Below are 12388 nucleotides of genomic sequence, written 5' to 3' on the forward strand. Positions count from 1 at the left end.
AAGGTTCTTATCAAAGCTCGAAAGGAAACTTGAAACTTTATTGACCTGCCATCACTAGAGCGGGTGAGGCCTGAAGTTATCGCTGTTAGCTCTTCACAAAATGGAAATGGATATTTGGATTTTCTAACAAGTAAGATAATGACTCTTATTTTTTGCCGTAATATTTTGCGAGGATTTCAACTTCTTTCTTGAAACCCTTGCTTGATAGTAGATCCAACAATTTTGGTCTGTCGTAGGCTACATCCATTGCCGTCGGCTTAAGTCGGCTTTTATTCATTTTTTTTGTGAATTCTATGCCGTCTGCCCAAAAATGTGCTGAGGTCATATATACTGCACAAAGCTTTTTGCCAGCCTTGATGTCATTGGCATAAAATTCCTTTGCAAAGGGTATTGTGCGTTCAAAAAACCATTTTAGGCTAGCTTTCTTGTCCCTATCGCCCAGGGAGATGGTCGAGTCCTCGCCATAACCTTTAAGTTCGACTATGATAATCTCCTCGGGATTGGAAGAATGGAAGATGTAGTCGTATTCGTAGTATTCCTGCTTAGAATTTGCTCTAGTAACTTTTAGCGTTTTCCCTTGGAGCACTGAGGCATTTGGAAACATATATTTCAGTACTGGATACATCAGTATTTCAAATAGTACGCCCTTGAGGTCTTTAAGTGCATCTTCTTGACCCGCGGATCTTATCGACTTAAGCATCTTATTTATTGTCGCCTCTATGTCTGGCTCAGCTAGGTCAATGTCATTGATTTTGTTAAGCTTGGAAATTATCGAATAAATTCTTGTGCCGAATATTGAACCAATGTCAAGGGCAACAAATCCCAGTGCCTTTATCTTGTTTAGTACTATTTCTGAACATTCCTTATAGACAATTATTGGTAGAATTTTTCTTTTTTCATTTTTTGTAGAGTTCTGGTTAATCTGTACCCTGCTCAGAAAACCATCAAGATGAATTTGTGCATAAGGCTTGGACAGAACTACATCGAGCGCGACAAGCGTCATTTTTTCAGTTGTTTCAGCTTTGACCCCTGACAACTCGCTAAACCCTGTGGTTTTCGTATAGCTAAATACGTCCCATGCTAAGTTATTGTGAACCGCGCCTACGGAGGGTGTCTTTTTATTTCGATAGATGATCTGGGAGTTATCCATTATGTTCGATTTTACAAGCCACCTCATGATATCAGGCAAAAGGGTCGTATCAGTTACCATGTCAGAAAAGGCTCCGTTCATCATATTTTGCTCTATGTTTTCGCCATAACGTTCAAAATCATCTGTCAACAAAATATAGTTCACGCCGTTTTCATCTCTTTGCTGGTAAACAAGCTCAAGTTTTTCCAATAGTTTCAGGATGTCTTCTAATGATGAAACTTTTGTAGAGCTTTCCTCAATTGGGCAGGCGCTAATTTTAAGCCCATCATAATAGGAGCATATACCATCGTTGTGCAGTAGATAAGCTAATAATCTAAAAACAGGGGGTCTAGCAGTTGCACAAATGGTCATTACCGAAGTGAGGGAAATCTTGTTTTCTGGCAGGATATAAATGAATTGTCCTTTTCCAAAAGTGAAAGGGGAAGAGGATTTGATATGTCTCGTATCCACGGCCCTAGAAATTACTTTTCTGGCATTGACATCTGTCAGTTTAAATTTCTTGACCAAATTCGCCTTAAGCTCACTCCCTGATTCGAAAAGACGTTTAGTAAGTATCCCATGGAGATGCTCTGCATAAATTTCCTGAACTGTTTTTTTGTTTGTCGATTTTGTCACACTGCCCTTATTAATTTTATTTTTTATTTATTAGCGACATCAATTTTTTTTTAATTTAAAAAGATGATTATTATTAAATAATTGTATTTCAATTACTTGTGAAAAATTATTAGAACGTTTCTATAATGAATTCTTCCTTTTTAAATTTTGTTATGTCACATAATAATTTAAATGTAAGGATTTTTTTGAAGTTTTTACTTCATCGAAAAGCCTACCGCAAACAAGTACAGTTGAGGCTAACCAATGCGATTGTCATTATCACCTAGCTTGTCATGCCAATTTTGCACTTGTTCTGAGGGCAATGGGGCGCTTGGCGCACAAACCAATCTATTTGACCCCGTTGCGCCAATATTTCATAAATTGTAAGCTCCTTGAAAATAAACTGTTCTAATAAAATTATTATTGGTAAATATGGGGTCAATTGACAGCAGTTTATCCAATCAGGCTAAACGAAATTTAATTCATAAAATTCCTTTCAATATTAAAAGATCATGAAAACGTTGTGTTTTTTAAGGTAAATTATGTCAAATTGCAAAACCTGACAAATGAAATCTAGGATTTATATCTCCACTCCGGATGAGCATCAATTGACCATGGAAAGCCTGCTCGATCGGGCATTAGCGAAAGATCCTTTATCAATAATGGAAACTGAAATTTTCTGCACACGCCTGACAAGGGAATCAAGGGCTACATTTAGTATATGTGATGAATATCGTTTCAGGGATTATTATTTTAGCAGCTTTTCATACGGAACAATTCCAGAGCATCTAAAACTGTCCGAAGCTCAAAAGGACGAACTTAACCATTTTGCGGATGATTGGTATGAAAATGTGATTCTTGTACAAAATCATAAATCTCTTGCGTTACAGCAAATCGCTAAGGAGGCAAGGCGTGAGATTAAACAGATGGAAAAAGAATTTAGCCACAATGGGTTTCTAGTCAGAAATTTTTTGTACAAAGCCCGCTTGAGGAAAATTTCGTGGATGTCAAGATTCATTAACTTTAAAATATTCCATGAATACTTTCTGGGATATCAGAACAATCAGGTAGTTATTCCATCAATATTCGGAGATGTCATATTCAATGAGGTTTCACTGGCTCACATCTACACAAGGCATTTTGCCGCTGGGGAGAAGCAGTATGTGCCCGATCAATCCTTTTTTATTAATGACTTTCATTTTAATTCTATTCATCGCCTGATACTCCTTGTGCTCAGTTGGATCGGTAAAGAAAATATAGCAATAAATCATCCTTTTGGCAGAGCAATAACCTTTAAATACAAAGCCGCTTACTATCAGCTTTACATTGATAAAAGCTATATGCAAATAAAAGGAAAAGGAAATGTTGAATACCTTGTTGTGAAATCTCTATTCCCAGTCAACAATAAGGATATATTGAATCAGATAGAGCAACAGGTTCCCCACAAGGTTTCAGGTGATTTGACAATATATGAACAGCTAGAACTAAAAGGCGTTTAAGTGAATGAACTAATTAATTGACAATGGCTTATCCATTCATGCCTCAGTCACTTGATTACTAATATTAAGTAGAGTCGATAAAAAGTGTGGGTAGGGATTAAGATTGTGTTGCCTTTAGAACAAGCTGTAGTAGGACGAATATGCTCTTAATAATCAAAAATATCTGGTTTTGATTTTCTTTAATGTTGGAATAAGTTGAATTATGAAAGCTTTTACTAGCCGATTAATTGATTACGAATGTAATTGGACCATAATCCGATAGCATGATTCAATTACGTATTTATTAACCTATTTTCAATTGGCTTAATTCATCATAATTATGGAAAATCTAAATAACCTAAATTTCAGTCGCTTAAATGATATTACTATTCAGGAAGTTAAGGCTCTACCCATGTTTAAACACTTTTCTGACAGTGAAGCTGAAGAGGTAATTCGAACACTAAAAAGATTTTCAGAGATAATTGTAAAGGATCATTTAAATAAGGAGAACAGAGATATAGAACGCTAATGATTTGAGGTTCGAATTCTAAAGTGTTGTTAATCAATTAATAATTTGTTTTTCGCCGCTTCGGTTAACCGAAGCAGGATCGAACCTTTAATTGCTTTATTTTTAATAGATAAGGCGTTTATAATTAGTTTCCTGATTTTTGTTATGAAATATCATAAAATGAAAAAGCCTTGATTTAAGCTCCTTTCAAAGAAAAGGTTCGAACTTCAAGGCTTTTTGCCGTCTTGGTAGAGTCAATCCGCGAAAGTTCGACCTTGTTTGAGCATTGTGAGGCGGTAGTTAATTTTGAAAAGGTTTTAAAAAATAAGATTGAAGGGCATTATAGAAAAAAGAAAAAGCCGCTTGATTTATCTTTGAGAAGAATTGATTGGACAGACCAAAATAACAAAACGAGGATAAAAAAATCTTTACATCAGATTGGTTGAGGTGAGACGGATTAATTAGTTCTCGCCTTGCCCCATCATTTGAGTTAATATTTTTTTAATGATCTTATTCTTTAACCTGTTTTTTAGTTTCAGGATTTTTTATGACAAAATGATTTAATATCGTTGAGCTAGACGGGCCTTGGAGCATAGATGATAACACATACCCCGATTAGTGCAATGCCCGCCCCAATAATGTCCCATTTATCAGGTACAAATCCATCAACTTTCCAAGCCCATATCAGTGCCAAAACAATAAAAATGCCACCATAGGTTGCATAAGTTCTCCCAAAGTTGGCTGTCTGCCAAGTGGCGACTACGCCATAGGCAATCAGGATAATGGCTCCGATGAAACCGTACCATAGCGGTTTTCCTTCTTTTATCCAAAGCCAGATAAGATAACCCCCGCCGATTTCGCAAAGACCTGCGATAAGAAAAATTGATAAAGACCTGATGATTTCCATAGCTATTATGCGGGTTTTAGCAAACGTTCACGAAAATACATACTTTTACACCGTGAAATTTATTGCACTGCTTTTATCTATCATCGTACTTACCCTAACTGCAGTACCATGCTGCGCTTTAGAGCGGGAAGATAATCATGCACATAAAACTGATAAAAGAGAAAAACATGCATGCAATGAGCATGCTGATGATTGCTGCAAAGACTGTTCACCATTTTATGTCTGCGGCACCTGTATCGGCTTTACCATCACTACACGTACAATAATCACTTTTGCAATCCAGCTTTTGCCTATTCAGCACAATACGGCTTATATCCCAGTTGAACTGCAGGTTATTGCCTTATCCATCTGGCAGCCCCCTAAACTTTCATAGCCTATTTTCAATCGTCCTGAATGGACATATTTATCGAAATCATTACTTATAAATCATTATGAAAAGAACGATTGCGGTTTTGGCTATACTGTTATTTACAGTTACTGCCTTTGCCCAAAATACATATAAAGCTGTCATCAAAGACGCAAAAACAAATCAGTCACTTTCTGGAGCAACACTAAAAGTATTGGGCACAACCATTGGCACTAGATCAAATAGTATAGGTACTGTAAATATTAGTGGCATACCTTCAGGTAAACAGATTATCCGGTATAGTTATATAGGCTATCAGACCAAAACCGATACCCTGACATTTCCCCTTACTGAAGCCGGCATTATTACCGTTTTACTTGCCCCTGCTGAAGAAGACGAGGACCTGGAAGAGGTGGTGATCTCTGCTACAAGAAGTAGCCGCACCATTGATAATATTCCCACACGGGTCGAGGTCATCTCAGGAGAGGAACTGGACGAAAAAGGAAACATGAAACCTGGCGACATCCGTATGATGCTGGCAGAAAGTACAGGTGTCCAGACCCAGCAGACTTCTGCTACCAGTGGAAACTCTAGCATCCGTATTCAAGGCTTGGACGGTAAATATACCCAGATTATCCGCGACGGTTTTCCTTTATATTCAGGATTTTCAGGTGGATTAGGCCTGCTTCAGATCGCACCATTGGATTTGCAACAGGTAGAGGTAATCAAAGGTTCATCTTCTACACTTTACGGTGGCGGCGCAATCGCAGGATTGGTAAACTTAGTTTCGAAAAAGCCAACTGAACAGCGTCAGCTTAATTTTCTGCTCAATGGAACATCAGCGCTCGGACTGGATGCCAGTGGCTTTTACGGCCAGAAATTTGATAAAATCGGTATTACGGTTTACGGTGCATATAACAAAGGAACGGCCTACGATCCTTCAGATATTGGCTTAACAGCTATCCCCAAGTTTGACCGTTTTACACTAAACCCGAAATTATTCTTTTATTTCAATGATGCGACTACACTTTCGGCCGGAATCAATGCCACAACTGAAAAACGGATTGGCGGCGATTTGGAATATGTGAAAGGAAATGGCAGTGCAGCCCATTCTTATTTTGAAGAGAATAAGACAGGACGTTATAGCTCTCAGGTTGAATTGGACCATAAACTGAGTGAAAAGGAAAAGCTGGTTATCCGCAATTCAGGGAGTTATTACGACCGCAGTATCGGATTACCAAATTATTTGTTTTCTGGTGTTCAGATATCTACATACAGTGAGGCCAATTATAGCCGTAACGGAGAAAAAGCAGACTGGGTATTGGGTGTAAACTTTTTGACCGATAATTTTAAGGAAGACCAAAACAGTAACAATGCACTCAGAAGTTACAATTATAATACGCTTGGTGCATTTGCGCAGAATACCTGGAATCTATCAGGAAAATTTAGCATCGAATCAGGGGTGAGGGGAGATTACCACAATGAATATGGGTTTTTCTTTTTACCAAGAATCTCTAGTCTATGGAAAATCAATGAGCATTTCTCCACCCGCTTAGGTGGGGGGTTGGGTTATAAAGCACCTACTGTATTTACCGAGGATGCTGAGCGGATCCAGTTCAGAAATGTACAGCCTTTAGATGTGGCAAATACAAAAGCGGAACACTCTTATGGTGCTAACTACGATGTGAACTACCGCACCTCTATATTTGACGGAAAGGTAGGGTTCAGTATCAATCAGATGTTTTTTTATACCCGAATTAATAACCCTATATTGTTGACTGCCACTACTGGAGCTAATCTGGCCTATGTCCAGCCAAAAGGTAATTTAGATACCAAGGGAATGGAAACTAATGCCAAAGTAACCTATGGTGATTTTAAACTTTTTATAGGTTATACATTAGCTGATGTGAACCAGCATATGAATAGTGCCAGTACGAGTTATCCATTGGTTTCAAAACACAGGCTTAATAATGTACTAATGTATGAGATCGAAGATAAATGGAAGGTAGGTCTTGAAGCATACTATTTCAGTAAACAGAAGCTCAATGACGGTGCTACAGGTAAAAGTTATTGGACTGCCGGGTTTATGGCGGAGAAGATATGGGAACGTTTTTCGTTATTCATAAACTTTGAGAACCTGACAGATACACGTCAGACCAAGTTTGATACCATTTACACAGGAAGCATTACCAATCCTACATTTAGGGATATCTATGCGCCTGTTGATGGGTTTATTGTCAATGGAGGCATTAAACTGAAATTTTAGAAAAATAATCTAGATCAAACCAGCCCGTTGGTATCTCTATTTATTAAATTTACAGATGCTGATGGGCTGTCTTTTTTGATTTAAAGGCCATCCCATCCAAGATACTTTATCCTAAAATAATGGAACATAACCATGAAGGTCATAGCCACGGCCATGCCCCACAGATAACCAGTTTAAACAAGGCTTTTATAATAGGGATAGTATTGAACCTTACCTATGTCCTTGTCCAGATCATTATCGGGCTAAGGATCAACTCGCTCTCCCTGTTGTCGGATGCAGGCCACAATTTCCTGGATGTTGCGGGCCTTGCTTTGGCGATGCTTGCTTTCAAGCTTTCCAAATCAAAAGCAACAGCAAAATACACTTATGGACAGAAAAAAGCTTCTATTTTGATCTCTCTGCTCAACGCAGTTATACTACTGATATCAATAGGAGCCATTGGTTATGAAGCTATTTTCCGTTTTCAGAACCCACAACCTCTTCCCGGCGTAACCATTGCGATAATCGCCGCAATAGGTATCGTAATCAACGGTGTATCTGCTTTTATGTTTTTTAGGGACAAAGACAGGGATATCAATGTGAAGGCTGCTTTCCTTCACCTGGCATCTGACGCCCTGGTATCATTGGGACTGGTTGTCGGGGGCTTGATAATTTATTATACGCACCTATACTGGATTGATCCACTATTAAGCCTGATCATCTGCACGGTAATTATTGTGAGTACATGGAACCTGTTAAAAGATAGCCTGCGCCTTTCATTGGACGGCGTACCTGAAAGTATAGATTTAGAAAAAGTGAAAGCAGCTGTAATGAAAACTGATGGCGTAAAGGGATTTCATCATGTCCACGTTTGGGCGATCAGTACCTCGCAGAACGCACTGACAGGGCATGTGGTTGTTTCGGGTGAATTTTCGAATATCCAGATCGGCACATTGAAAAACAAAATTAAACACGAACTGGAACACCTGAATATTCAGCATGCTACACTGGAAACCGAAGTGGAGGAATGTGAAAACGGAGATTGCACCGAATCCCCCGGATAGCTGTAAGTTAAAAGAGCAGTCCTATAATCTTATAACATTTTCTGGGAATTATATAAACCTGTAATCTGATTTCAGGTTAACTTTACCTAGTTCATCCAAAATATCCTTATATTAGTTTTGTGAAACGCACGGCAGTCATAATAATAACAATGATCTATATGCTATCCTCTTTGGGGATGGCTGTAAACCGTTTTTATTGCTGTGGGAGACTGGCTTCGGTAAAACTTATCCTTGCATTACCGGACCAGAACGATGTTAAGGCCAAAACAAAGGATAACTGCTGTAAGAACGAAAGAAAAAGCTTAAAGATAAAGGACAGCCATTTCAGTGCTGACGTACTCACTTTGGATGTTCCAATGCCTGCGGTTCTTCCCGAACCCATTTTGTTTTCACAGGTAAACCTTTTTACAGAGCGCCCTATAGCTCAGTCTTATCAGGCTAATGCCCCGCCCGGGCAGCCCGAAACACCAATCTATATCCTCAACTGCACTTACCGGATTTAATCCTCTTTTCTGCCTTTTCCTATCTGGAAAAGATTGCGGAGCATTCCCATTTTAATCAATTTTCTTAATTATAAATCACGCGTAGGCCATTGTTTGGCTCTATGCCATTATTCAATTCCTAAAATTCCAACAAAATGAAAAAATTAGTTTTTGTGGCATTTGCCATGCTGTTTTCCGGTATCTCCCTATTTGCGCAGACACCTGCCAATCCCACTAAACAGGCTACAGTAAAAACAAAAAAGGCTGTTGCCCCCAAAGTGCAGTACACCTGCACGATGCATCCGGAAGTTTTAAGTGATAAGCCCGGGAAATGTCCCAAATGCGGCATGACGCTCGTAAAAAAGGAAGCGACTAAAAAGAAAACAGGTAAAATGAAAATGTAAGTTCATCATGCCCGGAACGGCATGTTCCGGGCCAATTATAATTAAGATGATTAATCAACTTATTTCCCTGTCCTTAAAGAACAGGTACATAGTCCTGCTGATCGCAATAGCCTTGTTTGCATGGGGCAGTTATGCCATCCGCGAAAATCCCATCGATGCAATACCCGATCTTTCGGAAAACCAGGTAATCGTTTTTACCGAATGGCAGGGCCGGAGTCCCCAGATCATGGAGGACCAGGTAACCTACCCTTTGGTGAGCAACCTTCAGGGCATTCCCAGGGTCAAGGCGATCCGTGCTACATCAATGTTCGGGATGAGCTTTGTTTATATCGTTTTTGAAGACAGGGCTGATGTCTACTGGGCACGGAGCCGTGTACTGGAACGGTTAAACTATGCCCAGCGCTTACTGCCTGAAGGCATTACGCCAACACTCGGTCCTGATGGAACGGGCGTTGGGCATGTGCTCTGGTATACCCTGGATGCCAAGGGCATAGATCTTGGCGAGCAGCGCGCACTCCAGGACTGGTATATCAAGCTTGGCCTGCAGACCGTTCCCGGTGTAAGCGAGATCGCTTCCTTCGGAGGCTTTGAAAAACAGTACCAGATCAATATTGACCCACATAAGCTCAATTACTATAACATTCCCTTATCCCAGGTACTTAAGGCTGTCAAGAGCAACAACAATGATGTCGGTGGACGCAAGTTTGAAATGAACGGAACAGGTTACATTGTCCGTGGCCTTGGCTATATCAAAAGCCTGAAGGATGTTGAGGATATCTCAATCGGTACGATAAAAAGTGTCCCTGTCCGGGTACGCGATATTGCCACCGTTCAGATGGGCGGAGACCTGCGTCTGGGCATCTTTGATGAGAACGGCACAGGTGAAGCCGTTGGGGGGATTGTCGTAATGCGTTACGGCGAAAACGCCGATCAGGTTATCCATGCGGTCAAGGACAAGATGAAGGAGATCGAGCGCGGACTACCTTCCGGCGTAAAATTTAAGATTGCCTACGACAGAAGCGAACTGATCGAAAGCGCCATCAGCTCGGTAAAGCATACGCTGATCGAGGAAATGATCACCGTATCCGTTATTGTGGTACTGTTCCTGTTCAGCTGGAGAAGCGCCCTGAGTATCATCATCCAGATACCTATTACCATCGCGGCAAGCTTTATCCTGCTCAATGCATTTGGCATCAGCTCCAACATTATGTCGCTTACCGGTATTGCTCTTGCCATAGGCGTTATTGTAGACAACGGCATTGTCATGGTCGAAAATTCACACCGCAATCTATCTATTGCACAAGAAAAAGAAACATTATGACCACACCCGAAAGAATCAAAATTATAGAAGCCTCCTGTAAACAGGTTGGCCGGGGCGTTTTTTTCTCAACCCTGATCATTGTCGCTTCTTTTCTGCCGGTATTTTTGCTCGAAGGGCAGGAAGGCAAACTGTTTGGCCCTCTGGCATGGACAAAGACATTTATACTGGCCATAGATGCTGTTCTGGCAGTAACACTGGCACCCGTGCTGATCTCGTTTTTTCTAAAGGGGAAACTAAGGACAGACGCGCATAACCCATTGAACCGAACCCTTGAAAAAATCTATCAGCCCATCCTCAGCTGGTGCATAAAATGGAAAAAGACAACAATCGGGATCAACATCATTGCGCTTCTGATCAGTGTCCCATTACTGCTCAGTCTGGGCAGTGAATTTATGCCCCCGCTTGACGAAGGATCTATCCTGTTTATGCCGGTAACCCTGCCCGATATTTCCAACTCGCAGGCCAAACAGTTATTGCAGGTACAGGACAGGATCATAAAAAGTGTACCCGAAGTCAAAAATGTACTGGGTAAAGCAGGCAGGGCAAATACGGCCACAGATAATTCTCCCATCAGTATGGTAGAAACGATTGTCCTTCTAAAGCCAAGGAGCGAATGGCGCAAGGGCATTAAAAAAGAAGACATCATCAATGAACTCAATGCGAAGCTCCAGATCCCCGGGGTGGTAAACGGCTGGACACAACCGATCATCAACCGCATCAATATGCTCTCTACCGGTATCCGTACAGACGTTGGTTTAAAAGTCTATGGACAAAACCTGGATACCTTATATGCGCTATCCACCAAAATGAAGCAGGCACTACAGGGCCTGAACGGGGTCAAGGATCTATATGTAGATCCCATTACCGGCGGGCGATATCTGGATATACAGGTCGACAAGGAAGCAATAGGAAGATATGGGCTCAGTGTTGACGATGTAAACCAGGTGGTAGAAAGTGCCCTAGGCGGCATGAACGTTACCCCAACCATTGAGGGCCGTAGGCGCTTCAGTGTAAACCTAAGACTGGCGCAGGATTATCGGAGCAGTCTGGATGAGATCAGGCGCACACTGGTGCAGACCCCATCCTTCGGGCCTGTCCCGCTATCTTCAGTAGCCCATATTACAATCAGTGACGGACCGGCGATGATCCAGTCAGAAAATGCCCTGTTGCGCGGAACGGTACTCTTTAATGTGCGTGGACGTGATCTGGGCAGTACAGTCAAAGAAGCGCAGGATAAACTGAACGGTATAGCAAAAACCCTGCCCAAGGGATATTTCATTGAATGGAGCGGGCAGTACGAGAACCTGATCCGTGCCGAACGTACGTTGAAGCTCGTTTTGCCCATTGTGCTGCTGATCATTTTCGCCTGCCTATATTTTGCTTTTCATTCGATAAGGGAAGCCTTCTTCAGTCTGATCTCTATCCCCTTTGCCCTGATCGGCGGGGCATATATGGTCTACTTTTTTGGTGTGCATTTATCGGTTGCCGTTGCGGTAGGTTTTATTGCCCTGTTCGGTATTGCCGTTGAAACGGGGATCGTGATGGTGATATACCTCAATGATGCGATGCAGCGCCTGGTCGCGGACAAAGGCAATTCCAGCGAAACAATCAGTAAAAAAGACCTGCGGAGCTATGTGATGAACGGCGCGGTAAAGCGGCTGCGCCCAAAACTGATGACTGTCTGCGTGGCCCTGTTCGGCCTTGTCCCGGTATTATGGGCAACGGGAACAGGAAGTGACGTAATGCTGCCGATCGTGCTTCCCATGATAGGCGGAGTATTAACCTCTTCAACCCATATACTCCTTGTTACACCACTCATTTTTCTAATGGTCAAAGAGCACGAACTCAGGAAGTATGGCAAGCTGGAAGTTCTGGACGTAAAAGAATAA

At 41.3% G+C, this 12388-nt stretch carries 11 protein-coding genes; 9 read left to right on the plus strand and 2 right to left on the minus strand.

All coding sequences use genetic code 11. The features are described from left to right. Window positions 1–145: 145 nt before the first annotated feature. Window positions 146–1765, minus strand: coding sequence for a hypothetical protein (locus DV942_RS17495; protein WP_145859679.1), 1620 nt, complete (start codon window positions 1763–1765; stop codon window positions 146–148). 545 nt (window positions 1766–2310) lie between these two features. On the opposite strand from DV942_RS17495, the gene DV942_RS17500 reads away from it, so the two are divergent. After that, complete coding sequence (locus tag DV942_RS17500; RefSeq protein ID WP_145859682.1) at window positions 2311–3243, plus strand: hypothetical protein; 933 nt, start codon at window positions 2311–2313, stop codon at window positions 3241–3243. Between the two features lie 319 nt (window positions 3244–3562). Continuing rightward, window positions 3563–3751: a hypothetical protein gene (locus DV942_RS17505; protein WP_145859684.1), complete on the plus strand. Its 189-nt coding sequence runs from the start codon at window positions 3563–3565 to the stop codon at window positions 3749–3751. A gap of 553 nt (window positions 3752–4304) precedes the next feature. On the opposite strand, the gene DV942_RS17510 is transcribed toward DV942_RS17505, so the two are convergent. Continuing rightward, window positions 4305–4637, minus strand: coding sequence for a YnfA family protein (locus tag DV942_RS17510; RefSeq protein WP_145859686.1), 333 nt, complete (start codon window positions 4635–4637; stop codon window positions 4305–4307). Window positions 4638–4689: 52 nt separating this feature from the next. Between DV942_RS17510 and DV942_RS17515 the strand changes: the two genes are divergently transcribed. The 7 genes from DV942_RS17515 (at window position 4690) to DV942_RS24040 (ending at window position 12388) form a co-directional block, all read left to right on the plus strand. Further along, window positions 4690–5010: a DUF6660 family protein gene (locus DV942_RS17515; RefSeq protein ID WP_145859689.1), complete on the plus strand. Its 321-nt coding sequence runs from the start codon at window positions 4690–4692 to the stop codon at window positions 5008–5010. Window positions 5011–5068: 58 nt separating this feature from the next. Continuing rightward, window positions 5069–7249 carry a TonB-dependent receptor gene (locus DV942_RS17520; RefSeq protein WP_145859691.1) on the plus strand — a complete coding sequence of 727 codons (2181 nt, stop codon included), beginning with the start codon at window positions 5069–5071 and terminating at the stop codon, window positions 7247–7249. Window positions 7250–7368: 119 nt separating this feature from the next. Continuing rightward, entirely contained in the window at window positions 7369–8292 is a 924-nt protein-coding gene (locus DV942_RS17525) for a cation diffusion facilitator family transporter (RefSeq protein WP_145859693.1), read from the plus strand. Between the two features lie 149 nt (window positions 8293–8441). Next, window positions 8442–8795, plus strand: a complete 354-nt coding sequence (locus DV942_RS17530; protein ID WP_145859695.1) for an HYC_CC_PP family protein — start codon at window positions 8442–8444, stop codon at window positions 8793–8795. Window positions 8796–8929: 134 nt separating this feature from the next. Further along, on the plus strand, window positions 8930–9178 hold the full coding sequence (locus tag DV942_RS17535; RefSeq protein WP_145859698.1) for a heavy metal-binding domain-containing protein: 249 nt from the start codon (window positions 8930–8932) through the stop codon (window positions 9176–9178). A 46-nt stretch (window positions 9179–9224) separates the two neighbouring features. Continuing rightward, window positions 9225–10499, plus strand: coding sequence for an efflux RND transporter permease subunit (locus tag DV942_RS24035; protein WP_145859700.1), 1275 nt, complete (start codon window positions 9225–9227; stop codon window positions 10497–10499). Continuing rightward, window positions 10496–12388, plus strand: a complete 1893-nt coding sequence (locus DV942_RS24040; protein ID WP_145859702.1) for an efflux RND transporter permease subunit — start codon at window positions 10496–10498, stop codon at window positions 12386–12388. Before DV942_RS24035 ends, DV942_RS24040 begins: the two co-directional genes overlap by 4 nt.

The organism is Pedobacter suwonensis (assembly GCF_007833675.1).
In the GTDB taxonomy this organism is placed as follows: Bacteria; Bacteroidota; Bacteroidia; order Sphingobacteriales; family Sphingobacteriaceae; genus Pedobacter; species Pedobacter suwonensis.